Annotated in this window: 29 protein-coding genes; 8 read left to right on the top strand and 21 right to left on the bottom strand. The window is 37.1% G+C overall.

What is annotated here, in order from left to right; all coding sequences use genetic code 11:
- The first annotated feature begins 58 nt into the window (after positions 1–58).
- Entirely contained in the window at positions 59–394 is a 336-nt protein-coding gene (locus tag ACQKMI_RS20210) for a YuzD family protein (protein ID WP_427491823.1), read from the top strand.
- A 178-nt stretch (positions 395–572) separates the two neighbouring features.
- Here ACQKMI_RS20210 and ACQKMI_RS20205 read toward each other — a convergent pair whose 3' ends face one another.
- Positions 573–1637: an NAD(P)/FAD-dependent oxidoreductase gene (locus ACQKMI_RS20205; protein WP_427491821.1), complete on the bottom strand. Its 1065-nt coding sequence runs from the start codon at positions 1635–1637 to the stop codon at positions 573–575.
- 366 nt (positions 1638–2003) lie between these two features.
- Here ACQKMI_RS20205 and ACQKMI_RS20200 point away from each other — a divergent pair, with 366 nt between their 5' ends.
- Entirely contained in the window at positions 2004–2240 is a 237-nt protein-coding gene (locus ACQKMI_RS20200; protein ID WP_285398312.1) for a YuzB family protein, read from the top strand.
- A 123-nt stretch (positions 2241–2363) separates the two neighbouring features.
- Here the strand turns inward: ACQKMI_RS20200 and ACQKMI_RS20195 are convergent, their stop codons facing one another.
- The gene (locus tag ACQKMI_RS20195) at positions 2364–3116 is read right to left on the bottom strand and encodes a TIGR01457 family HAD-type hydrolase (protein WP_427491819.1); all 753 of its coding nucleotides are present in this window, start codon (positions 3114–3116) and stop codon (positions 2364–2366) included.
- Entirely contained in the window at positions 3113–3565 is a 453-nt protein-coding gene (locus tag ACQKMI_RS20190) for a DUF86 domain-containing protein (protein ID WP_427491817.1), read from the bottom strand. The genes ACQKMI_RS20195 and ACQKMI_RS20190 overlap by 4 nt, the downstream gene beginning before the upstream one ends.
- An 88-nt stretch (positions 3566–3653) precedes the next feature.
- Between ACQKMI_RS20190 and ACQKMI_RS20185 the strand changes: the two genes are divergently transcribed.
- Positions 3654–3920, top strand: a complete 267-nt coding sequence (locus tag ACQKMI_RS20185; RefSeq protein ID WP_427491815.1) for a DUF3055 domain-containing protein — start codon at positions 3654–3656, stop codon at positions 3918–3920.
- Positions 3921–4203: 283 nt separating this feature from the next.
- Here the strand turns inward: ACQKMI_RS20185 and ACQKMI_RS20180 are convergent, their stop codons facing one another.
- The 9 genes from ACQKMI_RS20180 to ACQKMI_RS20140 all read right to left on the bottom strand — a co-directional run bounded on the left by ACQKMI_RS20180 (position 4204) and on the right by ACQKMI_RS20140 (position 12459).
- The gene (locus tag ACQKMI_RS20180) at positions 4204–4398 is read right to left on the bottom strand and encodes a hypothetical protein (RefSeq protein WP_323648138.1); all 195 of its coding nucleotides are present in this window, start codon (positions 4396–4398) and stop codon (positions 4204–4206) included.
- A gap of 63 nt (positions 4399–4461) precedes the next feature.
- Entirely contained in the window at positions 4462–4989 is a 528-nt protein-coding gene (locus ACQKMI_RS20175; protein WP_427491813.1) for a D-glycero-alpha-D-manno-heptose-1,7-bisphosphate 7-phosphatase, read from the bottom strand.
- 520 nt (positions 4990–5509) lie between these two features.
- A complete protein-coding gene (locus tag ACQKMI_RS20170; protein WP_427415883.1) occupies positions 5510–5863 on the bottom strand; it encodes a YutD family protein in 354 nt (117 codons plus the stop codon).
- A 32-nt stretch (positions 5864–5895) separates the two neighbouring features.
- Positions 5896–6819, bottom strand: coding sequence for a lipoyl synthase (gene lipA, locus ACQKMI_RS20165; RefSeq protein WP_427415884.1), 924 nt, complete (start codon positions 6817–6819; stop codon positions 5896–5898).
- A gap of 105 nt (positions 6820–6924) precedes the next feature.
- Positions 6925–7683: a sporulation protein YunB gene (gene yunB, locus ACQKMI_RS20160; protein WP_427491811.1), complete on the bottom strand. Its 759-nt coding sequence runs from the start codon at positions 7681–7683 to the stop codon at positions 6925–6927.
- Positions 7684–7747: 64 nt separating this feature from the next.
- Positions 7748–8857 (bottom strand): HD-GYP domain-containing protein, encoded by a 1110-nt coding sequence (locus ACQKMI_RS20155; RefSeq protein ID WP_427491810.1) that lies wholly within the window; start codon positions 8855–8857, stop codon positions 7748–7750.
- A 38-nt stretch (positions 8858–8895) separates the two neighbouring features.
- Complete coding sequence (locus tag ACQKMI_RS20150; protein WP_427491808.1) at positions 8896–10263, bottom strand: bifunctional metallophosphatase/5'-nucleotidase; 1368 nt, start codon at positions 10261–10263, stop codon at positions 8896–8898.
- 517 nt (positions 10264–10780) lie between these two features.
- Positions 10781–11602 carry a sulfite exporter TauE/SafE family protein gene (locus tag ACQKMI_RS20145; protein WP_427491806.1) on the bottom strand — a complete coding sequence of 274 codons (822 nt, stop codon included), beginning with the start codon at positions 11600–11602 and terminating at the stop codon, positions 10781–10783.
- Positions 11602–12459, bottom strand: a complete 858-nt coding sequence (locus ACQKMI_RS20140; RefSeq protein WP_427491804.1) for a DUF72 domain-containing protein — start codon at positions 12457–12459, stop codon at positions 11602–11604. The genes ACQKMI_RS20145 and ACQKMI_RS20140 overlap by 1 nt, the downstream gene beginning before the upstream one ends.
- A gap of 312 nt (positions 12460–12771) precedes the next feature.
- Here ACQKMI_RS20140 and ACQKMI_RS20135 point away from each other — a divergent pair, with 312 nt between their 5' ends.
- Positions 12772–13596: a GNAT family N-acetyltransferase gene (locus ACQKMI_RS20135; RefSeq protein WP_427491802.1), complete on the top strand. Its 825-nt coding sequence runs from the start codon at positions 12772–12774 to the stop codon at positions 13594–13596.
- Between the two features lie 67 nt (positions 13597–13663).
- Here the strand turns inward: ACQKMI_RS20135 and ACQKMI_RS20130 are convergent, their stop codons facing one another.
- The 3 genes from ACQKMI_RS20130 to ACQKMI_RS20120 all read right to left on the bottom strand — a co-directional run bounded on the left by ACQKMI_RS20130 (position 13664) and on the right by ACQKMI_RS20120 (position 15697).
- Positions 13664–14266: a nitroreductase family protein gene (locus ACQKMI_RS20130; RefSeq protein ID WP_427491800.1), complete on the bottom strand. Its 603-nt coding sequence runs from the start codon at positions 14264–14266 to the stop codon at positions 13664–13666.
- Between the two features lie 94 nt (positions 14267–14360).
- The gene (locus tag ACQKMI_RS20125; RefSeq protein ID WP_427491798.1) at positions 14361–14960 is read right to left on the bottom strand and encodes a DsbA family oxidoreductase; all 600 of its coding nucleotides are present in this window, start codon (positions 14958–14960) and stop codon (positions 14361–14363) included.
- Positions 14961–15259: 299 nt separating this feature from the next.
- Positions 15260–15697 (bottom strand): Rrf2 family transcriptional regulator, encoded by a 438-nt coding sequence (locus tag ACQKMI_RS20120; RefSeq protein ID WP_427491878.1) that lies wholly within the window; start codon positions 15695–15697, stop codon positions 15260–15262.
- Between the two features lie 369 nt (positions 15698–16066).
- On the opposite strand from ACQKMI_RS20120, the gene ACQKMI_RS20115 reads away from it, so the two are divergent.
- From ACQKMI_RS20115 to ACQKMI_RS20105, 3 genes are all read left to right on the top strand, one after another.
- Positions 16067–16417 carry a DUF3592 domain-containing protein gene (locus ACQKMI_RS20115; RefSeq protein ID WP_427491796.1) on the top strand — a complete coding sequence of 117 codons (351 nt, stop codon included), beginning with the start codon at positions 16067–16069 and terminating at the stop codon, positions 16415–16417.
- Between the two features lie 420 nt (positions 16418–16837).
- The gene (locus ACQKMI_RS20110; RefSeq protein WP_427491794.1) at positions 16838–17305 is read left to right on the top strand and encodes a ferritin-like domain-containing protein; all 468 of its coding nucleotides are present in this window, start codon (positions 16838–16840) and stop codon (positions 17303–17305) included.
- 74 nt (positions 17306–17379) lie between these two features.
- On the top strand, positions 17380–17703 hold the full coding sequence (locus tag ACQKMI_RS20105; RefSeq protein WP_427491792.1) for a hypothetical protein: 324 nt from the start codon (positions 17380–17382) through the stop codon (positions 17701–17703).
- Positions 17704–17773: 70 nt separating this feature from the next.
- On the opposite strand, the gene sufB is transcribed toward ACQKMI_RS20105, so the two are convergent.
- The 5 genes from sufB to sufC all read right to left on the bottom strand — a co-directional run bounded on the left by sufB (position 17774) and on the right by sufC (position 23027).
- On the bottom strand, positions 17774–19171 hold the full coding sequence (gene sufB, locus ACQKMI_RS20100) for a Fe-S cluster assembly protein SufB (RefSeq protein WP_031417705.1): 1398 nt from the start codon (positions 19169–19171) through the stop codon (positions 17774–17776).
- Between the two features lie 103 nt (positions 19172–19274).
- Positions 19275–19703 carry a Fe-S cluster assembly sulfur transfer protein SufU gene (sufU, locus tag ACQKMI_RS20095; RefSeq protein WP_427491790.1) on the bottom strand — a complete coding sequence of 143 codons (429 nt, stop codon included), beginning with the start codon at positions 19701–19703 and terminating at the stop codon, positions 19275–19277.
- Positions 19693–20922, bottom strand: coding sequence for a cysteine desulfurase (locus tag ACQKMI_RS20090; RefSeq protein ID WP_427491788.1), 1230 nt, complete (start codon positions 20920–20922; stop codon positions 19693–19695). The genes sufU and ACQKMI_RS20090 overlap by 11 nt, the downstream gene beginning before the upstream one ends.
- Complete coding sequence (sufD, locus tag ACQKMI_RS20085; protein WP_427491786.1) at positions 20922–22229, bottom strand: Fe-S cluster assembly protein SufD; 1308 nt, start codon at positions 22227–22229, stop codon at positions 20922–20924. Before sufD ends, ACQKMI_RS20090 begins: the two co-directional genes overlap by 1 nt.
- An 18-nt stretch (positions 22230–22247) precedes the next feature.
- A complete protein-coding gene (gene sufC / locus ACQKMI_RS20080; RefSeq protein ID WP_285399602.1) occupies positions 22248–23027 on the bottom strand; it encodes a Fe-S cluster assembly ATPase SufC in 780 nt (259 codons plus the stop codon).
- Between the two features lie 719 nt (positions 23028–23746).
- Here sufC and ACQKMI_RS20075 point away from each other — a divergent pair.
- Positions 23747–24649: a LysR family transcriptional regulator gene (locus ACQKMI_RS20075; RefSeq protein WP_427491784.1), complete on the top strand. Its 903-nt coding sequence runs from the start codon at positions 23747–23749 to the stop codon at positions 24647–24649.
- 171 nt (positions 24650–24820) lie between these two features.
- On the opposite strand, the gene ACQKMI_RS20070 is transcribed toward ACQKMI_RS20075, so the two are convergent.
- A complete protein-coding gene (locus ACQKMI_RS20070; RefSeq protein WP_427491782.1) occupies positions 24821–25915 on the bottom strand; it encodes a polysaccharide deacetylase family protein in 1095 nt (364 codons plus the stop codon).
- Positions 25916–25919 lie beyond the last annotated feature (4 nt).

Genomic DNA, 25919 nt, shown 5'->3' with positions numbered 1-25919 from the left:
GATTATAATGTTAGCAACAGAAAAAATCCAATATAGAATCACGAGGAGTGGAAATGCTATGAGTCAAACGAAACCAAAGATTGAAATTTACGGAACAGCGGTAATCTGCGCGAGCTGTGTCAATGCACCATCTTCCAAGGATACATATGAATGGCTACAAGCGGCCATAGATCGAAAATATCCAAATCAAGGATATGATATTCGCTATGTCGATATTGAAGGACCAATTGAGAATGAACGCGATCAAGATTATGTTGCACGCATTCAAGATGATGAATTTTTTTATCCGCTTGTCCTTATAAATGATGAAGTGGTGGGCGAAGGCTATGTGCAATTAAAGCCTATATTTACCGCACTTGAAAAGCTAGGCTTTACGCCAGACGAAACTGTTTAACTTCTTTCAGCATATGTTTTGGTAGCGAAAGCAGAGCGTCAGCTACATATGTTTTGGTAGCGAAAGCAAAGCGTCAGCTACAAATGTTTTGGTAGCGAGGCATTATTGATAGAAATAAAAGGGACTGCTTCAAAATTAAATTTTGAAGCAATCCCTTTTTTTAACTAACATCATCTATTTAATCATTTTGACGTTTGTAGTACCATAATAATCCTGATTTCATTAAGCGTGCGATACGTCCTGTTACTGTTGTATCTGCTAAATAAACAAAGCCTTGTTTTTTACCAAGAGCTCCCATGAAACCTTTTAACTTGATATCAGGCATTTTCTCAGGTAAGTTTTCGCCTTTCCAACGCATGCGAAGTACTTTTACGATTTGTTCTGCTTGTTCCTCTGCTAACTGCGCAGTTGGAGGTAATTCTGAAGCAGCACAGTCACCTACAATATATACATGCTCGTCATCAAGTAGATTGAAATATTGTGTTACAATCGGACGACCTTGTTTATCTTTCTCAACTTCCAAATCACGAACAATTTTGACTGGCTGTACACCAGCAGTCCATACTACAGTATCGAGTACAATTTCTTCATCGTGATTGTAAATTTTACCTTGATCGATTTTTGTAATATTTGAATTGGCAATAACTTCAACATTATGTTTTACAAACCAGTCTTTTACATATTTACTTAGCTTTTCTGGGAAGTCCTTCAGAATACGTGGACCACGGTCGAATAGCTTTATTTTTAAATCTGATCGGCTTTCACGTAGCTCACTTGCAAGCTCAATACCACTTAAGCCCGCTCCTACAATCCCAACTGTAGAGCCTGCTGGTAAACCACAAAGTGCTTGGAATGTTGAACGTGATTTTGCCATTGTCTGAATGCTATATGTGTGCTCCTCTGCACCTGGCACACCATGATATTTATCCTCACAGCCAAGACCAACTACTAAATCATCATATTCAATACGTTGTCCATCTTCTAGAATGACTACTTTTTCCGCACGATTAATTTCAACAACTTCTCCATATACAGCAGACAAACGTTCATGCTCCGGGAAGCATACTCGAATTTCTTTATCTGTTGCAGTCCCTGCTGCTAAAGCGTAAAATTCTGTTTTTAAACTATGGAAAGGGGCTCTGTCTACTATCACAACTTCTGTGTCTAATGGAAGGTTTGGTAATAGTCGAAGCATGACACGCATATTGCCGTAGCCGCCACCTAAAAGTACTAATTTTCCCATAATAGTCTCCTTTTATATCTCTTATATTAATTGTTCACAAAGTATCCACAAATGAGTATAACCGATTGTGAGAAGTTTCACAATATCATAATGCAATTTTGTGAAAGATTTCACAAAATAAATGACAACTTGCCTTTTCGAACGGTTTTGAAATGATTAATACTTTGACAAAGTGTCGTTATTGCCCAAATTCCCCTTAAATATTGTTCCCTTTCATCACTTTGGCAAAGATAGTTTAAACTGTAGCATGCCATCATTTTGTATGCAGCCAGCTTTACCACTGAATTTCTTCTATCCCAAGGCCAACTCAAATCATTGACGAATGTTTTAAAAGCGAGTAGCATTACTTTGGGTGAGGTGACATGTATGAATCCAATGGTTGAATTTTGTATAAGTAATTTAGCAAATGGCTCTCAAAAAACGTATGAAATACTAGAGCGCGATCCGAACATTGACGTTTTGGAATATGGCTGCCTTAGTTACTGCACAAAATGTTCAGAATCATTTTATGCAATCGTTAATGGTGAGTTAGTTGAAGCTGATTCTCCTGAAGAATTGACGAAAGCCATTTATCAATTTATCGAAGAAAATCCGTTATGGTAGTGTAGGCGTAATACCTCATTTATATAATGAAGAAATGCTTACTACTAAATTTGAACATATAAAAAGGATGTTATGCCAAAAAAATCGACATAAGCATCCTTTTTTTATATTTAGGCTTAGAAGTTACATTAAAGCTTCTACCACATAGGTAGGTTGCTGTTCCTTCTCAAGTACAACCTTTGTTGGTGTAACACCTGTATTTACATGGATTGTATCACAGCCAAAACGAATCCCACACATAATATCTGTGTCGTAATTATCGCCAATCATCACCATTTCATCTTTCATAAAGCCATGCTCTGTCGCAATGACTTCAAGCATTGCAGGAGATGGTTTACCGATATAGAGCGGCTCAACGTCTGCAACCTCACCTATTAATCGGGCAAATGACCCATTACCTGGGAGAAATCCATGTTCTGTTGGGAATTTAATATCTTGATTCGTAGCTATAAACGTTGCCCCATTTTGCACAGCAATCGTCGCCTTCGCAAGTGCCATATAATCTAGATTTCGATCAATCCCCATAACAAATACATCTGGCTCATCCTCGGTAGGTTCAATGCCTTCATTAAATAACGCTTTACGAATACCGTCAGAACCTAACATGGCTACTTTTTTGCCAGAGAAATTCAAGGCTACATATTTCGCTGTAACTAATGCACTAGAGTAAATATGTTCTAACGGCGCATTCACACCTATAGCACTTAAAGCTTCCTGCAGTTGCTCTCTTGTCTTAGAAGAATTGTTTGTTACATAAAATGGCTCGATTCCTGCTTGTTGTAGCCGATGTATAAAAGTAATCGCAGAAGGAATGCCATCCTTCCCACGGTACACTGTCCCATCTAAATCAAAGCAATATGCCTTGTAGGTTTTCATTGATGATCCTCTGGTAAAAATGCTGAAACAGGGCCAAGTTCATTTGTTAAGTAACTATTCACAGCTGGTGAGAATTGTTTTAATGCTGGTAAAGTCGCTGTTAATACATTCACAACTTCCTGAACATCTACATCTGTAAATTCACGAACAAGCATTTTACGTAAGCCAACTACTGCTTTTAATGGTGCTTCCATTTCAGTAGATACGACTTTTTCATCGATTAAAATATCAATAATATCCTCATAGCTTCCTGGGTCACGCATAATGAAGCCGTCAATCATTAAGTTTCCAACATCCATCATTGACTCCATCACATTATGACCAATTCGCTCGATTGCTAATTTCTTAATATCGTTTTCTAGCCAGCTATCTTCTGACTCTAAAATAGCTAATAGCCCATCTAAGTACTGTAAATTTTTTGTGATTTTATTACGATCTACAAAATACACAAGGAAAGCCCCCATTCAAATCTTTAAAAGTTGATAGTCATTTCTCTTCTATAGTACCATATCTATAGGACTGGAAGGAGATTAAAAGATGGAACGTTATTTTTTATATGATGATGTAGAAGATACAAAAACACGCTTTGTTAGTTTTGCTGGGGATAAGTTACGTTATGATTTAGCCATTTTGCAATCGGGTCGTTTCTTTGGGAAAGTGCTTGTTATGGACATCCAATTTGGCCGCTTTGCAATAATCGGTCCAGATGATGTAGAAGAGCCTGGCTATCTTGAACACGTTTATAATCGCACAGAGGAAGAAACAGTCGAGCTACGAGAATATTTACGTGAATTATTAAATTAACACCATTCAAATTGGTGTTCCACCTTCTAATAAAAGGAAATTATATTTAAAGTGAGGAGACAAGCTGAAACCTAGATAGTGTTTATAGAAAACGCGAGAGTTTCGAGGCTCCTCACAAAATGCTAGTGGCGCATCCTTCAATTGGGTGTATCATGCAAGTAATTAAGAATTAAATACAAAAAAATTCCGCTTTTCTGCAGACATAAGGATATACTTTACGCACTGTACAAAAAGGCGGAATTTCTTTTGTAAGAATCTTATTGAGGAGCATTGTATCGTGCCCCTACTTTTCATTATTTATCTTAGCAGGAGTATCCTTATTGTGAGGCTTGTCTTTGTTTTCATTGTCGTTTTGCTTTTTGGCTTGTTGATTTTGCCCAATTACTGCTAAATCATCAACACTAATGTCAAAGCCAAATCCATATTCTTCTCGATCTAACTTTTTTTTATTTTCTTTCGTCAAATTAATCACCTCCAATAAATAAATTATCCTTTTTCAAATGATTTATACGCTTGTCTTTTGATCTCACTAATACTTGCTTTATGCTGTTGTATCCTTAATAATCCAATCAGCAGCACTAATTAAATCTGGAAAAACCGCATCTGCCAGTGGATCTTTTTCACCTAAAAATACGCCTTTAGTTCCTGCTCGTTTGCCTGCTATTATATCTGTATCCGTATCTCCCACCATATAGGATTTTGCCAAGTCTATATTATATTTTTCACCAAGATCCACGATTAATTTACTACTGGGTTTACGGCAGGCACAGCCCGATTTTGGTTTATGGGGACAATAGACGACTTCGTGAATAGTAGCTCCTTCCTTCTTCAATTCTTTTACCATATGCTCATGTATTTTTTGAAGCATCGTTTCTTTCATATACCCCAATCCAACGCCACCTTGATTAGTTACTACAAATATATAGTCAAAGTATTTATTCAATTTTTTTATAGCCTTTGGAACATGTGGCAGGAAATAGAGGTCCTTAGGTTTATTTACAAATTTAACGCGGTTCGTTAATACCTCATTGATGACCCCGTCACGGTCCAAAAATACAGCTTTTTTCATCTAAACAACACACACCTTTAATATTAAACTAGGATTAATTTTAAAATTCGTACCTTTTGATTCATCACCGAAAGTTGGGAATGTTATTTGTTAAAACGTTTACCATATAAATAAGTTGATCTTCGTTCCGACTGGGCGACTCCTCGGGGATCAGCAATAGAGGAACGAAGGCTAAAAGCATCACATCCTGTGATAACGCCTTCGTGACCAACATCGGTGCTGCTGCCGCTACGTTAGCACTACGCTTTCGCGCAGAAAACATCTGTTGGCCCGAGACCCTGCAGAGTGAAGTGGCTCATCGGACGCCCCCAGGAAGCTCTGCTCTGCGCGAAAGCGAAGCGTCAGCAACAACAAATGTTTTATCTGCGCGAAAGCGAAGCGGCAGCGGCAAAGCGCCCAGCCGGAACGGAAATCAACCTCACGCTATGTTAATGAGCTATATTTTTTATTATTACCATTTTTTAAAAACCTATCACTACAAAATAAAAACCTGATGCAAATTGCATCAGGTTTTAAACGTTTATTCGGCTATTTGTTCATTCTCAACAAGCTTTGTCACTTGACTATCTTCACTTACTACAGCTACTGGCTGCTGAGTGGATTTACCGGATTTGCGCAAGACGAAATAGGCACAGCCAAAATTACAATACTCGTATAAGTAATCTTGTAGTGTACTAATCTTTGTATCGAAAGAAGCTTTTTGATTTTTATCGTCAAAAAAGCCTTTTAAGCGCAATTGATTATAGCCCCAGTCGCCCACGATATAATCATATCTGGCTAAAATATCCGAGTATCGTTCCTTGAACACTTCCTCTTCGAAAGCTTCTCGGTAATCTTTAATAAGCTCGTATTCATATCCTTCAATATTGATCAAAGTGACACCACCTTCCATTTCAACATTTGCTTTTACAGTTCTGTTTGTAATTGACGTTCTTTTGTTGCTTCGTTAACTTGTTCATCAGCATGATAGCTACTACGTACAAGTGGGCCTGCTTCACAATGCTTAAATCCTTTTTCCATTGCGATTTTACGAAGTTTACCAAACTCTATTGGTGAATAATACTTTTTAACCGATAAATGCTTTTTCGTTGGCTGTAAGTATTGACCAATTGTCATAATATCTACGTTGATTGCTCGTAAATCATCCATAACTTCTAAAATTTCCTCTTCTGTTTCACCTAAGCCTATCATTAAAGATGACTTCGTAGGGATGTCTGGTTGCATTTCTTTGGCCAAACGTAGAAACTCTAATGAGCGCTCATATTTTGCACGAGCACGTACTCTTGGCGTTAAGCGACGCACAGTTTCAATATTATGATTTAAAATATCTGGCTTCGCATCCATTAACATTTGAAGGTTCTCTTTCACACCACTTAAATCGGACGGTAAAACTTCAACAGATGTAGACGGACTTTTACGACGAATCGCACGCACGGTTTCAGCTAATACTTGCGCACCGCCATCCTTTAAATCATCACGCGCTACCATTGTAATAACAACGTGTTTCAAGTTCATAATAGCGACAGAATCTGCTACGCGTTCTGGCTCAGCTAAGTCTAATTCATTTGGTAGGCCTGTTTTAACAGCACAGAATCGGCAAGCACGTGTACAAACAGATCCAAGAATCATCATTGTTGCTGTACGTCGTTCACCCCAGCATTCATGAATATTAGGACAGCGTGCTTCCTCACATACAGTATGCAGATTTTTTTCTCGCATGAGCTTCTTTAGCCCTTTATATTCATCATTCGTGTTTAGTTTAATTTTTAGCCAATCTGGTTTTCTTAAATATTCTTCTTTCTCTTTACTTGTAGGTTTACAAGATGTCATACGAATATCGCCCCTATCAAAAATGTGCATTTTTTCTATTAACTATCTTCACTGTTGTCAATGTAACATAATATATGAACTCCAACAACTATCACAGCAACTTTTCTATTTATCATTTGTAATAGGGACTTCAAGTGACGGCTGTACTGCTTTCTCACCATTAGAATAAACATTTGGTACTTGACCTTTCGCTAAGCCCATTGCCACCGGGATATCCTGAGAAACTGTAGCGGTTTTACTAGCAAAAGGAACAATAATTTGTACATTTACCTCTAAATGAATTCCTACCTCCACAAATGCACTATTAATACCATATTCCGTTATTGAAGAAGTAACATCACTATGCACATTTCCAACTACGTGAAACCGTACCGGAATTTTAGGTCCTAAATTCCCTAGTAAAGGGATATTGGCCGCCTGGCTAATAGGTACATAAAAAACGACCCCATTGCCTTCTTTTATTTTGTTAAAATCATATTCAACATTATCAAGATTTGGTAAGTTAGACAACTCCCCTTGCTCTGCCTGCTCTAAATTCATTTTTACTTGCTTTACCGTTTCGGCACGAACTCGATTAATCATTTCTGTATCAATTTTTAAATCAGAGTTGCTGCCAGGGGATACTTCTACAAGAATATCATTAATATCTAAAACATTTGATGTGGCATTACTAACAACATAGGATGCAATCTTATTCGTTTGTATTTCAGCATATTCTAAGTAGGTTGGCATAAGTCGCTCATTCAGAAAATAAATAAATAAAAATATACCAACAATAATGCTTACAATTAATAGGGGTAAACGATTCAAGCGTTTTCCTTTTTTTCTATAGCTTCCATGCTGACTATATGATCGTAATTTCATCCTTTTTCGAGGGAAAAACAAAAAATCTCCTCCTGTTCCATAACGTATGAACAGGAGAAGATTTTTATTCGATTTTCGGTGGTACAACATAATCTGCTTCAACACTTTCAATGATTACGGTTGGGTAGTCCACTAAATTAATTTCATATGTAGCTGCTAATATTTTATTTTGCTCCTCAAAAATACGAATCCATGGAAATGCTGGATCCAATGTATTTTGTCTTGAAACAATACCTCGACGGCCGTCCGTTAATTTTAAAATAACACCGTTAGGATAATGAACCACAGACCTTTTCAATGCATTTACAACACGTGCATCGTATATAGTTCCAGAGCCTGCTTCTACAATTGCTAGGCCTTGAGAAGGGAGCATTTTTTCACGATATACACGGCTTGTAGTCACTGCATCAAAGACGTCTGCTACACCAATAATTTTTGCAAACGGATGGATTTCAAAATCAACTAAGCCCCGTGGATAGCCACTCCCATCAATCCGTTCGTGATGTTGGAAGGCACAATGTGCAACAATCAATGATATGGAATGTAAATTACGTAACAAATCAAAACCATATCGTGTATGTTGTTTCATCGTTTCAAATTCCTCACACGTTAGGCGCCCAGGTTTTGTCAAAATCTCTTTTGGTACCATAAGCTTCCCTATGTCATGTAACAAAGCGCCAATTCCAATTAAACGTAAATCCTCGGCTGAGTATCCAAGCTCTTTAGCAATCGCTATCGAATAAAGAGTGACTTGAAAGGAGTGTTGATATAAATATTCATCAAATAAATACGCATCTGTTAGTATCGTTAGAATTTCATCATTGCCGCTAACTACCGATAGTAACTCATCTACAATTGAGAGAATTGCCTTTGATTGTTGGTCAAGCACATAAGAGGCATTGACTGGATTTAAACCATTGATTGATTGGAAGGAATTTTTAATGGTTGAAATCGTTTTATTTCGAACAACAGTTGGGACTGTTTCCTCTACCTCAATACCCTCAGAAATTTTATCGTCAATATATAAATAATGCGTATTTAATTGTTGAAGTCTTTGTATGATACGCTCATTAATGACAACATCTTTTTTTAAAAGAGGGTGTCCCGCCTCGTTCCAAATGGTTCTTGCTAAGACCATTCCTTCCTTTAATACATCGATTGAAATTAACCGCATGACCTTTTCCCCAATCCATTCTAAAAGCGTTTTATCTACTATTGCTTAAAGAATCTTTGCCCATAATCTATCATAATATTTCGTAAAAATTCTGGTAGAATATATTTTTTCTTAGCATATTTAAAGCTCGGATAAAAATAACCAAACGTAAACAAATCAAGCGTGACTAATTTATAAATTCGATCGTTATCTGCTAGCTTCCCATTGATCAGTAATTGGCGATCTTCATTCATTGAAAAGCCATAAGTTAACATTTTCCCAAAGATAACGCCTCTAAACCCTAACCCTTTTAGCTCAATATAAGGCCATTCTTCATTTTTAGATTGCTGGAAAATTTCTTTCATTTCAGCAACCGATAATTCAATCGTACATAAATTTATAGGATGTGGGAAAATTCTATGCAAATCTAGTGCAGTGACTGTTCCCTTAGGTAAACTATCTAAAAAAATGCCCGCGTTAAATAACGCACAATCCGCTCCACTTTTCTCTAAAATAGCCCGCGCGAACAAATCGGATAATTGCGAATAATGGAACCATTCTTTGTTGTACGATTTTTTCGTAGTGAATACTGGTATATCGAGTAATCGTTTGCCCTCATTTTCTAAAAACTGAACGATTTCATGTTCATTTTTAACCGTAGGCAAATCCTTATTATGAATTAAGAAATCCTTTTTTTCAACAATTTTCCTCATTTTTTTATCATATTCTAACACAAGATGGCCAGTATATTGACCAAATTTCCCTCCACCTGTTAATAAAACCCCATTAATCAGCTTTCCATTTGGGAGAATATGATGTGTATGTGAGCCGAATATAACATCTATTTCTGGGCATTCCTCAGCTAAAAGCTCATCCTCTGTTATCCCTAAATGCGACAAGCAAACAATAATATCTACTTCTTTACGAAGCTGATAGGCTAAGTGAATGAGTGTGTTTCGTGCCTCATCTATCTCCCAGTTTAATTCTTTATAATAAATTTCAAACATAGCAGTTGCTGCAATAACTGCAACCTTCGTACCATAAGCAGTTGTTAATACAACATATGGCTTCATCCACGCTGGATTTGTTCCATGTGAAGCATTTACATTGGCAACTACTACGTCAAAAGCTGCTTCATCATATAAATGATACAGCTCCTCATGTGACAATGTTATACCTTCATTATTTCCAATTGTCACTACGTCGTAGCCAGCTTCATTTAATAACTTCACATTGCCCTTGCCAACTGTTGCGTCTGTATAAATATTTGAACGATCTAAATGATCGCCGACATCAAATAAAAAGCTTGTCTCTCCCATGATTGTAAGCTTAGTACGCATTTCTTTCACATGACTTTGCATTCGTGACCAATATTTAAAATGGCTATGCAAATCATTCGTATGAAAAATATGAATTTTTTCCAGCAATTAAGCCACCTCTTCTTTAAAATAGCTTCTATATCTGTATAAGAATTGCTATCAGACATTAATGTCAGTATAAAGTCGATTTATAGATACTTCCAATCAATATTGGCTCATCACCAAAAGTTATCGATGATATTTGTTAAATCTTGTATATAAGTTGATTGGAGTGGAGACTGGGCGACTCCTTGGGGATCAGCGCAAGAGGAACGAAGGCTAAAACCATCACATCCTGTGATAACGCCTTCGTGACCAACATCATGCTGCTGCCGCTACGTTGCACTCACGCTTTCGCGCAAAAGACATCTGTTGGCCCGAGACCCTGCAGCGAAGCGAAGCGGGAGGGGAACGAAGGCTAAAAGCATCACGTCCTGTGATAACGCCTTCGTGACCAACATCCTGTTGCCCCGACGCCCCCAGGAAGCTTTGCTCTGTGCGAAAGCGTAGTGCTAACGTAGCGACAGCAACAAAGCGCCCAGTCGGAACGGAAATCAACCTCTCGTTTTGGTGAGGTGCCTCAATATTACAATAAACCATCAATAATAGAACGAATTCCTAATAATAATAAAATAACTCGAAGCGCTACTACAAGCGTATCTGATTTAATTCTTTTATTTAATGCTGCCCCTAGCTTTGCTCCAATATAAGCTCCTGGAATAACAGGAATCGTATAGAGCCAAGGCACATTTCCTAAATAAATATGACTCGCTGAATTTACAAGCGACGATAAAAATACCAAGAACATCGACGTTGCCACTGCAACATGTGGTGGGAATAAAAATAAAATTATCATGGCAGGCACGATCATCGAGCCTCCACCGATACCAAATAATCCAGAAGCAAAGCCAATGCCAAATGTTAATACAATGGCAAACCAAATTGGATACCCATATACATAGGTATTTCCTTCTTTATCTTCGAACTCTCGTTGCATACCGTTTTTTACAAACCATTCTACTGGTTTCAATTTATCACGTACAAGTAATATCGTCGCTAAAATAATAAGTAAAATACCAAAATATAAATTAAACGATGGTAAATCTAGCCCCTTATTTACCCATGCGCCCAGCATTGTGCCCGGAATACTCCCTATAAAAAATATCAAACCGCTTTTATAATCTACTGTTTTAGATTTCATATAGCTTAGCGTAGAGGCGAGTCCAGTGAAAATCATCATGACAACAGATAATCCAACCACTTTTTGAGGAGTGATATCTGGAATCATTCCTAGATTTACTCCAACGAATAATGTTGCTGGGACTAAGATAACTCCTCCGCCAAGACCTACTAAAGAGCCTATTAATCCCGATAATAATGCAATAATAACTAAAAGAAAAAATTCCATTATAGTTCCCCTTCAAACATATTTAATTGTTTAGGCGCTAATCCTACATCACTAATCGCTAAAATTCCTTGTAACTCTTTTGCATTTTTAGCAGCATGAAGCCCTGAGTTATTATTAAATAATACATATAGGTCCTGCACTTCTGATTGGAGATGTTTTATATGCTGTCCAATCTGCTGCAATTCTTCACTATTATAATCATATAAAAAGCGAACCTTCCGCCAGTTTTCGGCATTACCAGTATTGCGCCACCCATGAATGTTACGTCCATGAATACGTACAAGTGCCTTCGTCGCAGTAACCGTAGGATAAAATGGTACCGAGCCTACGCCAGCCTGTGGTTCATCACAAATTGTATGAATGAATTGATGCTCTCGTAAAAAATCCATTGTTTGCTGCACTACATTATCTGCATACCATGTTCGATTGCGAAACTCGATAGCTACATCAAAGCTTTTAAGCTGCTGCCTAATATACAATAAATATTGTACATTTTTAGTCTGACAATCAAACCACGGTGGGAATTGTGCTAGTACCATCGCTAGCTTCCCATGACGTTTAAATTCATTGGCACATTCGATAAAGGCATTAAACATGTCATTCTTCGATTCAAACGGTATGTCGCCACGTAGATGACCAGTCATTCCTTGATAAGCCTTCACAACAAAACGGAAATTTTCGGGTGTAGCCTCACACCATTTCCGAACATTTTCTTTAGAAGGTATGGCATAAAAAGAGGTATCAACCTCCACCGTTAAAAAATGACCTGTATAATCAAATAATTTGTCCTTCGAGGCAGTCACTCCACTATAAAGTGAAGGATGATCACCCCAACCAGTTAATCCAACTATAATCATGTGACCCCCTCCTTCATGTACATTTATCATAGCATACACCTTCTAAATAAAAATGAACGTATCGTAAAAAAACATAGCTCATAAATAAGGATAGCAAGATGGATATTTCCATCATTTACCTATATGATAAATTAGAGGATTATCATCAAAAGTTAAGTGATGTATTTATTTAAAATGTATGTCCTGTAAATAAGTTGATTGGAGTGGAGGCAGGGGGACCCAGGAAAGCGCCCAGCCGGAACGGAAATCAACCCCACGTTTTGGGGATGAGTCAAAATATAGAAAATTGAACGTGAAAGGATAATGATGTAAATGATTACTGAACTACAGAAAAATGAATTTCACAAGTGTAAAGAGCTACTGAATGAGCAAGGCCAATTAGAAGTGCAAGCTGTCGTAGAGGGAGTGAATCCTGGACGAATATTTGTGGATAATCTCGATACACCTCAATCAGCACTTATTTGGTTAGGGAACAATGATGGATTTCTCTTTGTAGGAAATGAAAAAAATGAACAGTTTAATAATCAAATCAATGATTTTATTGATCAGGTAATTGTACTAGAAGCGAAAAAAGTGGGATTGCATTACTTCGAAGGCATTGGTAACCATCCGAAGTGGAATCAAACGATTGAAAAATTATTTAAACATCGTGAACTTGGTAGTTGGAAGCAAAGAGTATATAAGCTTCATAAAGAAAGTTATAAAGCAAATAATGAGCCAGATAGTAAAGAAGGCTATACTGTTTTACAAGTCGATAAAGCTCTTTTGGAAGATAACACAATTAAAAATCCCGAATTTTTACAATCTAAAATATTATCGTTTTGGTCTTCACCTGAGTGTTTCTTGAATAAAGGGAATGGGTACTGTGTCGTTTACAATCATCACATTGTTAGTCTTTGTTTTTCAGGCTTTGTCGTTGAGAATATCCACTGTATTGACATTGAAACTTTAGAAGCTCACCAAGGAAATAAACTAGCCCAAAAGCTAGCTCACCATTTTGTAAAAGATTGTTTAGCGCAAGATTCGATTCCATATTGGGATTGTATGGACTCAAACAAACCATCCATCGCTGTAGCAGAAAATATAGGGTTTACCAATGTTTTTAACTATGTAGGATACGAGTTTTCATTTAACTAATATGTTAGAAACCCCGTTACGTGAATCGTGTCCACTTAACGGGGTTTATTTGTATTTATTGATTTAATTAATAAAACTTCACTACATCTTCAAAAGGTAAAGAAGTTTTTTCTCCTGGTTGTTCATCTGGTTCACCAAATGGCATTTGAGCTACTAGGCTCCATTCTGCAGGAATACTCCAAGTTTGTTTAACTTCCTCGTCAATAATTGGATTATAGTGCTGAAGCGATGCGCCAATTCCTTCAGTAGTTAAAGACATCCATGTTGCGTATTGTAACATTGCACTTCCTTGATGTGACCAGAATGGGAATTGCTCTTTATAAGAAGGAGCGTTTTCTTGCATTTGTTTGATTGTAGCTTGGTCTTCAAAGAACAAGATTGTTCCTACGCCATCTTTAAAGCCTAGTAAACGCTCTTCGGTTGCAGCAAAATTTTCTGCTGGCACACGTGCACGCAATGTTTCTTTGACAATATCCCAAAACTTTTCGTGTTCATTATCCATTAAAACTACTACACGCCCACTTTGCATATTAAATGAAGATGGTGCATGTACACTAATTTTTAATAGCTCTTCAATTTTTTCTTTTGTAATTGCTGTGTTCTTTTTCACTTTACGGATTGAACGACGATTAATAATCGCTTCTTTTAAATTAGTTGTTGATACTGACATTTGTAATTCCTCCAAATTTTAATTAGATTTATCTACATAGATTTTTACAAGTAGCTTTATTTTATACACTACTGTTTAAATCTATTTACATTACCTATTTTTTTAATTGCTGATCGATAACTTGTGCTAGTCGTTCTTTACTAACTAATCCTTGGATCATTTCATCACCAATAATTAATGTAGGAACGGCAGTAATATTCGCCTCTTCATAAGCATGCTTTAAAGCTTTTTGATGAGCTTCACGATACTTACCTGAAAGTAAAGCTTCTTTGAATTCTTCTTTAGGCAGACCTACCTCATTCGCTAATTGAGTTAATACTTCTACATCCTCAATATTTTGTTCTTCCTGGAAAAACGCTGTGAAAATTCTATGATGAAATTCATTTCCCTTGCCATGCACCTTAGCAAATTGATATCCTTCAAAAGCTAAATTTGTATAAGGATGTGGAGATACACGCGGTAATCGCATATCAATCCCTAGCTTCTTAGCTGTAGGGAGAATATAGGAATCCCAAGATCCTAATTTAGCAGGCTCTTTCCAAGGATCAATTTTCGGATATGGTTCAGGTCTTAATTCAAATGGCATCCACTCTATTTCAATATCCTTTTCTTTAGCAATCTCATCTAATGGCCCTTTCCCTAAAAAACAGAAAGGACAAATAAAATCCGAATATGCTTTTATTTTAAGAGTCACCCACTAAAACCTCCCTTTTCTTTTCGTTGTAACCATCTCAGTTACAACTAAGTCAAATAAATAATGCATTCAGATCAATTATGCCTCGGCATAATTGCGTCCGGAATCGGCTTTGTGCTTAGGCCTGCTGAGGGCCGACACGATGTCGGTCATTTCGGTAATGCCACAGGACGAGGCGTTTTTACCGATGCAGGTCAGTTAACCGTTATCGCATGGATGCGATGATTTTAGGCTAACATCCTTTATGAACTCATTTCCGATTTCCGTAACATCCGCTGAAATAAGTTAATGGAATGCATTTATTGTGATTGTTGAATCTCACGGATTAAAGATGTAATTACTTGTTCCATAGTAATATTGGCTAGTACTTGCTCCATAGCTTCTTGTGCTTGCACTAAAATTAGCTCTAACACAGCTTGTATATTGGCACCTATAGGACAATCAGGATTTGGATTTTCATGTAGATGAAATAACCGATCTTCTTCTACAACTTCTACTGAACGAAAAACCTCTAGCAAAGTGATTGCTTCCAAATCTTTGACCAAAGAAGCTCCACCTGTTCCCCGGCGCACTTGCACTATACCTGCCTTTTTAAGATAGGACACTATTTTCCTAATTACTACCGGATTTGTATTTACGCTTTCCGCCATAAATTCCGATGTGCAAATGGTCGATGGATTTTGTTTGATGATTGATAAAATATGAACAGCGATTGTAAAGCGACTGCTAATTTTAATCTTCACCACCTCCAGCTGTAACCATTATAGTTACAGCATAAAAATAAGTCAACTGTTTTTGAAAAAAATAATTATATACGACAAAACTATTTTGTAAGATGCTGTTGGGCACTTCCATTAGAGGGTTCACCACGTTTACAAACACTTAATCATTTTTGAAGCCGCCACATTCGCACTTCTCATGAAGATATAAGAGTACTAGGTAATAATCGAAGCTTCAAGACTACAAAATATTACCTATATAGCGTTATAATTACTTAATAAGTAAAGGACCGTTCTCTAGCAGGTTTCCTTATTTCACTGTTTTTAAGTTCTGGAAGCTTAATATTCTAACATTTTAATAAAAAAAGAAAATAAGTGGGGATGCAAATGTTCATTTTTATTGGTTTGGGTATCTTCTTTCTAATCATTCTCGTCACGCTATGGCTATTACCGTTGAAATATCAAAAAATTGAATGGATTGAAACGAACGCACAGATTATCGAAAGTGATTTTTCACACCGAACAGTCGGCAATGAGGTTACATATGCAAAAGGAGAATCACAGCGTAGGGTGAAGTTGACAGTACAATTTACGTCATTCCAAAATAAATCAATCACTGTCACGAGCAAAGTGTGGACATATACAAAAAATCGCTCTTTTTTTGAGAAGGGTCAATGGGTGACGATACTATATAATAAAAAGAAGCCTCAACAGTTTAAGCTTAAATATCAAATATAGAAAAAGGCAATGAGGTACTGTTATTGTTCTGTAAATGACTTTTCAACCTTCTCACATTGTATGAGAGATAGGAAAGAGTGCTCACCCTTTCCTATCTCCTTAAAGGTATTATTTCAATCGATTTGGAGAGAAAGTTAGTTAAAAAATACTTTTCAATATAAATACTAAAAAATAAATAGTTAAAACACCGAGCGAGTAATTTATTTCTACAGTCACAAACGAATTACAAAAAAATCCAGTCATATACATTTTTCAATGAAATTTGTTTCATTTGTCTCTTAGTTAACGATGCTCCTTTTATTTAGATACGTATGTCTTGTTGAATAAACACCCAACCTAGGCAACACAAGAAATGACTTTGCACAATTACCTATACACAAAGCATAAGATAAGTTGATGGTTAACAAAAGGAGGGCAATCATGTATCCAAATCAATACTATTATCATTATGCTCCACAGTATAATGATAATTATCATATGCTAAACAATGCTCAACTTGTAAATGATATTCAGAAGGCAATTAATGGTGAGTATAGTGCTATTGTTTGTTATGAAAAGTTAGCCAAAATGGCACCTACTGAGGATGAAAAGAATAGAATACTTGAGATACAAAAGGACGAAAAACGTCATCTCGAGGAATTTAGCAAAATATATACAACTTTAACAGGAAGCAAGCCATCTTATCAAATAACGGAGGAATGCCCAGATGACTATAGGGCAGGCATTGAATTTGCTTTTAAAGACGAACAAGAAACGGTTGATTCTTATTTAGATATAGCAGATAAAGCAAATGATCCGATGATTAAAGAAAGATTCCGACGTGCAGCAGCAGACGAGCAAACTCACGCTGTATGGTTTTTGTTTTTTTTCAAAAAAGCCCTAATATAACACCTACAAAGAAGCAAACGCAAAATTACAATCATCAACATACATTACATCCGTCTACATCTACATCCCCTCAAATGTTCGGTGAAAACGTAACCCAATCAATTTTCAATAATTTTCTCGGAAACTTTTTTACTAATCCATTAGGGCATATAAATGCTTTATCACCTCTTTTTGAACGTAATTGGTTACCGTTATCTAATGATGAATCGCAGTTAATCGTAACAAACTTAGAAGACAATAAAATAGCATATGTGGCTAGGAGGCAGAAAGAGCTAGACAATATTTCTATGTACGAAACGTTTCTAGCTTATAATGTTCCTAATGATTTTCCTACCGTTTTTTCTCAACTTTATCAGGACCCTTCGAACCACCAAAACAACATGAAGTACTTACCTTAAGCAAAAAAGGAGACGAACTTAGAAAGTTCGTCTCCTTCACTCTAACATAGAATCAAATCGGTAGTCTTTATTATCCGATTGAACCTTCCATCTCAAATTTGATAAGGCGGTTCATTTCTACTGCGTATTCCATTGGTAATTCTTTTGTGAATGGCTCGATGAAGCCCATTACGATCATTTCTGTCGCTTCTTCTTCAGAAATACCACGAGACATTAAGTAGAATAATTGCTCTTCTGATACTTTTGAAACTTTCGCTTCATGCTCTAAAGAAACATTATCATTTAAGATTTCGTTGTATGGAATTGTATCTGAAGTAGATTGGTTGTCCATGATTAACGTATCACATTCGATGTTAGCACGTGCACCACTTGCTTTAGGGCCGAAACGAACTTGACCCATATACGTTACCTTACCACCTTGTTTAGCAATCGATTTAGAAACGATTGTTGAAGATGTGTTTGGTGCCATATGAATCATTTTCGCACCTGCGTGTTGGTGTTGCCCTTTACCAGCTAATGCGATTGATAATGTCATACCACGAGCGCCTTCACCTTTAAGGATACAAGCTGGGTATTTCATTGTTAACTTAGAACCGATGTTACCGTCGATCCATTCCATCGTACCGTTTTCTTCAACAACTGTACGTTTTGTTACTAGGTTGTAAACGTTGTTTGCCCAGTTTTGAATCGTTGTGTAACGGCAGTATGCATCTTTACGTACAACAATTTCTACTACCGCTGAGTGTAAAGAGTTTGTTGTGTAAACAGGAGCTGTACATCCTTCAACGTAGTGTACGTGAGCGCCTTCATCTACAATAATTAACGTACGTTCGAATTGACCCATGTTTTCAGAGTTAATACGGAAGTATGCTTGTAATGGCGTTTCCACCTTTACACCTGGTGGTACATAGATAAATGATCCACCTGACCAAACAGCTGAGTTTAGTGCAGCGAATTTGTTGTCAGTGTAAGGGATTACTTTGCCCCAGTATTGTTTGAAAATATCTTCGTTTTCACGTAAAGCTGAGTCCGTATCTTTGAACACAATACCAAGGTCTTCAAGGTCTTGTTTCATGTTGTGATAAACAACCTCAGATTCGTACTGAGCAGATACACCAGCAAGGTATTTTTGCTCTGCTTCTGGAATACCTAATTTATCAAAAGTAGCTTTAATTTCATCAGGTACTTCATCCCAAGATTTTTGTGTAGCTTCTGATGGTTTTACGTAATACGTAATTTCATCAAAATCTAAATCTCCTAGGTCGCCACCCCATTGCGGCATTGGTTTTGTATAGAAAGTTTCAAGTGCTTTTAAGCGGTATTCAAGCATCCACTCTGGCTCTTGTTTCATATTAGAAATTTCACGGACGATTTCTTCAGTTAAACCACGTTTTGAACGGAAAATTGATACGTCCTTGTCATGGAATCCGTATTTGTAATCGCCAATATCAGGCATTTTTTTAGCCATCTTTTCTCCTCCGTTCATAAATAATTGTTATTTTGTTTAATGCTCAATAACCTTACTTCAAGTGAAAACACAAATAATGCTTTCACTTGAAATTAAGATTTATTTATTCCTTTACACCTTTTTCCATCGCTTTCCAAGCTAATGTCGCACATTTAATACGTGCAGGGAATTGAGAAACACCTTGTAGTGCCTCAACATCCTCAAGGTCATATTTATCGCTATAGTCTTCACCCATCATCATTTTAGAAAAAACATCAGCAAGCTCTAATGCTTCCTCAATTTTTTTACCTTTGATGAGCTGCGTCATCATGGAAGCAGAAGACATCGAAATTGAACAGCCTTCACCGTCAAACTTCGCATCCTCGACAATACCGTCAGTCACTTTTAGCGTTAAGTGAATACGGTCTCCACAAGTCGGATTGTTCATATCAATTGTTACAGCATCGTTTTCTATAGATCCTTTATTACGAGGATTTTTATAGTGATCCATAATGACTGAACGATATAGTTGATCTAAATTATTAAAAGACATCGCCAAAATACTCCTTCGCAGAACGTAACCCTGCCACTAGGCGGTCAATATCTTCTTCTGTGTTATACAGATAGAAGCTTGCACGCGCTGTCGCTACTTGTTGAAGACATTTCATTAATGGCTGTGCGCAATGGTGTCCTGCACGAACAGCAATACCGCTCATATCAAGAACTGTTGCCACATCATGTGGATGTACATCGTCTAGGTTAAACGTTACAAGGCCACAACGCTTCATCGGGTCACGTGGGCCGAAAATTTTAAGTCCGTCAATTGTTTCAAGCTGATCCATCGCGTAGCCTGCAAGCTTATGCTCGTGCTCCGCAATTTTATCTAGCCCAATTTCCGTTAAGAAATCAATAGCAGCCCCTAAACCTATTGCACCTGCAATAATAGGAGTTCCACCTTCAAACTTCCACGGCAATTCTTTCCATGTCGAATCATGAAGTCCAACAAAGTCAATCATTTCGCCACCAAATTCAATTGGCTCCATCTTTTCAAGGTGTTCTTTTTTACCATATAGTACACCTATTCCAGTTGGTCCGCACATTTTATGACCTGAGAACCCTAAGAAATCTACATCCAAATCCTGCACATCGATCTTCATATGTGGAGCTGCTTGTGCAGCATCCGCTACCATTACCGCACCGTTAGCATGCGCGATTTGAGCGATTTCTTTAATTGGGTTAATCGTTCCAAGGACGTTCGACGCCATTGACACCGACACAATCTTTGTTTTAGGTGTAATTGTCGCACGAACCTTTTCTAGGTTAAGTGTGCCATCTGCTTCAAGCTCAATATATTTTAGTGTTGCATTTTTTTCCTTTGCTAGCTGTTGCCAAGGAATAATATTAGAGTGGTGCTCCATGTGAGTAATGACAATTTCATCTCCGTCAGCCACATTAGCACGACCATAACTTGCTGCTACTGTATTTAAAGCAGTTGTAGTACCGCGAGTAAAAATAATTTCTTGTGTTGAAGTAGCATTGATAAAATTACGAACCTTTTCACGCGCACCTTCATACTTGTCAGTAGCACGATTACCTAATGTATGCACACCACGGTGAACATTGGAATTATCGAATTCATAATAATGCTTCATCGCTTCAATTACTTGAATAGGTTTTTGAGAAGTTGCTGCGCTATCAAGGTAAACAAGCTTATGACCGTTTACTTCCTGATTTAAAATTGGGAAATAGCTTTTAATGTCTTTATTCATCATTAGCGAACTTTCCTTTCAATAACCTCCGTCAGTTGCTTTTGAACGCCTTCAATTGGTAATTGCGTAACAACTGGCGCAAGGAATCCGTGGATAACAAGACGCTCTGCTTCTGCTTTCGAGATACCACGACTCATTAAGTAGTAAAGTTGTAGTGGATCAACTCGGCCAACAGATGCTGCGTGTCCTGCTGTTACATCGTCTTCATCGATTAATAGAATTGGGTTTGCATCGCCACGAGCTTTTTCAGAAAGCATTAACACACGTGATTCTTGTTGTGCATCCGCTTTTGTCGCACCTTTTTCGATGTAGCCAATACCGTTAAAGATTGATTGTGCTGCTTCTTTCATTACACCATGCTTTAAGATATGACCATTTGAGTTCTTACCCCAGTGACGAACTTCAGTAGTGAAGTTAAGTTTTTGTTCACCGCGACCAACAACGACTGTTTTTGTATCAGCATGAGAACCGTCACCGATTAAATGTGTAATGTTTTCAGAAATAGTATCTGAGTCATTCATTAAGCCAAGAGCCCAATCTACTTTCGCATCACGAGCTAGGCGTGCACGACGATTTACATAAGTAGTATATCCTTTCGCAAGCACATCAACCGCACCGTAAGTAACTTGTGCATTGTCTTGAACTACTACTTCTGCAATAATATTCGCTTGACCTTTTGCTTCTTCAACAGTTGAAATATATGTTTCAACATACGTTACAGCTGAATTTGCTTCAGCTACAACTAACACGTGGTTATATAATGAAGCTTCTGCGTTATCGTTTAAGAATACTACTTGAAGTGGCTGTTCAATAATTACATTTTTTGGTACGTATACGAATACCCCACCATTAACAAGTGCCGCATGAAGCGCTGTTAATTTATGCTCATCAACTTTTACAGCTTCTGTCATAAAGTACTTTTTAACAAGGTCACCGTGTTCACGAATTGCCGTTAAAATATCTGTAAAAATAACACCTTTATCAGCTAGTTCTTGTGATGTTTTAATGAAAGCTGGTGTGTTATTGCGTTGAACATATAGGTTTTCTTGTGCTTCAAGGTCAATTAAACCTTTTGCTTCTTCTGGTAATGCATCAAGTGAAGCGAATCCTTCACTGTCAACTGTATGAGTTGGGAAATTCAAGAAATCCCATTTTGTAATATTTGTTCTGTCTGGTTTTGGCATATCTAAACCAGTTACTTTGTCTAGTGCTGCCGCGCGAAGCTCTGTAAACCAAGCTGGTTCTCCCTTTGCTTCTGAGAACGAGCGCACGTCCTGTACTGTTACAGGCAAGTTAAGTTCCACTGTCATGCTAGTTCGTCCTCCTTCTTATGCTTCTTGTTCTTCAGTTTCTTCTTCGATACCTAATTCTTTTTTAATCCAGTCATAGCCTTCCGCTTCTAAACGTTGTGCTAACTCTTCGCCACCTGATTTAACAACGCGGCCTTGCATCATTACGTGTACATGGTCCGGTGTAATGTAGTTAAGTAGGCGTTGGTAGTGAGTGATCATTAAGCAACCGAAGCCTTCTCCACGCATTGCATTGATTCCTTTTGAAACAACTTTAAGCGCGTCAATATCAAGACCAGAGTCAATTTCATCTAAAATCGCGAAAGTTGGTTTAATCATCATTAATTGAAGAATTTCGTTACGTTTTTTCTCACCGCCAGAGAAACCTTCATTTAAATAACGTTGTGCCATGTCTTCATTCATTTCAAGAAATTCCATGTTTTTATCTAATTCACGGATAAATTTCATTAGAGAAATTTCATCGCCCTCTTCACGGCGTGCGTTGATAGCTGAGCGTAAGAAATCAGCATTTGTTACACCTGCGATTTCAGAAGGGTATTGCATAGCTAGGAATAGACCTGCTTGAGCACGCTCGTCCACTTCCATTTCAAGTACATTTTCGCCATCAAGCTCTACTGTACCAGAAGTTACTTCATATTTAGGATGACCCATGATTGCAGAAGCTAATGTTGATTTACCAGTTCCGTTTGGTCCCATGATTGCATGAATTTCATTTGTATTGATCGTAAGGTTTACGCCTTTTAAAATCTCTTTACCGTCGATTTCAACGTGAAGATCTTTAATAACTAAAATTGACATGAAAATACCTCCATTATGTGTTCAGTGAATGGTGAACCATTCCTTAATTATCATCATTCTAATCTTAACTGAAAATCGTTCTCTATGCAAACCATTTCAATCACTTTCATTTTTCTCTAAAACAATCCTTAAATATAAAGAGTTTGTAAGCATTTTCAGATTATTACTAATCGTTATTGACAATGAGAATCAACTTTCCTCATTTTCAATGAAATAAATCTAATTGAGAATGAATTTCATCTACCTACATAGTGAAAACCCCGCAGAAAGCGTTAATTGTAGCGGTTTTGTGACAGAAATGTATAAATAACAATACCAATACTATAACCTTTTTTATTAGAATAGAATCAAATAAGGGAAAGAAATTGAGTAGGTAAGATTTTATTTGAATTGTATTTTGCTTATTACCAAAATTCAGGATGACATTAGTTAATTAAAAAGTATGCCATGCAAATAAGTTGATTGGATTGGAGTGGAGGCTGGGCGACTCCTCGGGGATCAGCGTCACAGATGAGACCCTGCAGCGAGCAACGCGAGTGAAGCGGCTCATCGGACGCCCCCAGGAAAGCGCCCAGCCGGAACGGAAATCAACCCCACGTTATGATGATTAGCCTTAATTGATTTAGACACCTGTTTTATTTACAATCATTTTCATCTTCAATAGTATATAATTAAGCTATAATCAATCGTATTTTTCGATTAATAGAGGTGATTATCTAGTGGAGTTACGTCAATTACGCTATTTTGTTGAAGTTGCTGAGCGGGAACACATTTCAGAAGCTGCCGAACATCTTCATGTTGCTCAATCTGCAATAAGCCGACAAATTGCTAATTTAGAAGATGAATTAGGCACACCACTTTTTGAACGTGTAGGACGCAATGTTAAATTAACACCGATTGGAAAAACATTTCTTGAGCATACCATTACTGCTTTAAAAGCCATAGATTTTGCCGCAAAGCAAGTTGAAGAATATTTAGATCCTGCTAAAGGTACGATAAAAATCGGTTTTCCAACAAGCTTAGCTAGCTATGTATTGCCAACTGTTATTTCTGCCTTTAAGCGTGAATATCCAGATTTGCAATTCCAGCTCCGTCAAGGCTCCTATCGTTTTTTAATTGATGCAGTCAAAAATCGCGAGTTAAATTTAGCTTTTTTAGGCCCTCTTCCACCGAAGGACGAAACAATTCGTTCAACAATATTATTTACTGAAAATATCGCTGCATTACTGCCAGCAAAACATCCATTAGCTAAAAGGGAAAGTATTCAACTCGCTGATTTACGTAATGATTTATTTGTATTATTCCCAGATGGCTATATTTTACATAAAGTAGCTATGGATGCCTGCCGGGCTGCCGGCTTCTTGCCAAACGTCATCTCTGAGGGTGAAGACTTAGATGCACTAAAAGGTCTTGTCGCTGCAGGCATTGGAGTTAGCTTATTACCAGAAAGTTCCCTATATGATTCAGCTGCCCGCTTTACAGTAAAGGTACCGATTGAATCACCTACAATTCCAAGAACAGTCGGTATTATTTCACCTGTAAACCGCGAAATTGCTCCATCAGAAAAAATATTTTTAGACTTCGTTACCAATTTCTTTTCACGTCTTTCTCAATTCCAATAAAAAAAATCGCCGTAGCTGGCGATTTTTTTTATTGGCTTAGGTGATTCTATCCGTCAGATTGGCGGTTCTATCCATCATTTCGACGGTTCTATCCGTCGCTTTGACGATCCCTTCCGTCGCTTTGATATTTCTATCCTTCACTCCGGCGGTTCTTTTTTGGATTCCACATTCTTATTTAGTAAGCTGTAATCCTTCCTTTGTATTCACTGGTAATATAGAATCTTTACCTAGTCCATTAATATATTTCATAATCTGTTCTAAAATTTCTGGCGTTGTTTCATACTCTTCCAATCGATCTTCTGTAATACCGTGCAACATAATAATAACCCAAGACTTCTCGGCAACCGCTTTATCAATCCATTTTTTCACATCTGAAAATTCTGTTGCATTTGTAATAGCATATGATTTTAACCAGTACGGATCATAATTATTAGGTACATTTGTTTCTCTACCTAATACACGTATACCGTCGAAATATTGCATAGCAATTTTTCTTACTTCTTCATTATAATCTGAATAAGGAATCGCAACTGTTGAAACGATACCTTTACCTAGTAAAGACTCGATTGTATTTATGCTTTCATCAAATTCATAATGAATTTCATCCACCGATTTTTTGGTTAGAAATGAGTGACTTTGTGTATGAGATGCAATTTCTAAACCTAAATCATGTGCAACCCATACTTGAGATGGTGACATATAATTCTTATCATCTGAGTACAATTTATCACCGATAATATTAAAGGTTCCCGGCATATTATATTTCGAATGAAGTGGTAGTGCTTTATCATACCAATTTCGATAACCATCGTCATAGGATAGGGTTACAAGTGCCTGTCCATGATAATTAGAATTATTTAACGGCTTGATTTTTTTAAGATTTTCGATTGCGAAATTGGTAGTAAAAATCAACTTGAAACTATTTTTCAAAAGTTTTGATTTATCATTTTCAATATCAGTTCGGACACTTAAAGTATATGTCGTATAGTTTTCGTATGATTTTTCAGGCTTCACTTTGACTTTATTTTTATCAATTTCAAATGTACATGGAAAATCATTTCCTGCCTCATCTTTTATTGTAATTGAAGAGCTAGTAATTGATTCTTTATTAATTGGATGGTTAAATGTGATCGTCCATTCCTTATTTAAATCTGTTATTTCTTTGTGTTCTATCAAAGATTTCGCTTGTGTTATTGTAATACCATTTATGCATAAAAGCACAAATGGTATCGCTATTATAACAATAAGCTTTCTCCATTGAATCAATCTT

The organism is Lysinibacillus sp. NPDC097214 (assembly GCF_050277945.1).
GTDB classification, from domain to species: Bacteria; Bacillota; Bacilli; order Bacillales_A; family Planococcaceae; genus Lysinibacillus; species Lysinibacillus xylanilyticus_B.
The sequence above is the reverse complement of the archived record's forward strand: the minus strand, read 5'-3'. Positions and strand labels throughout refer to the sequence as shown.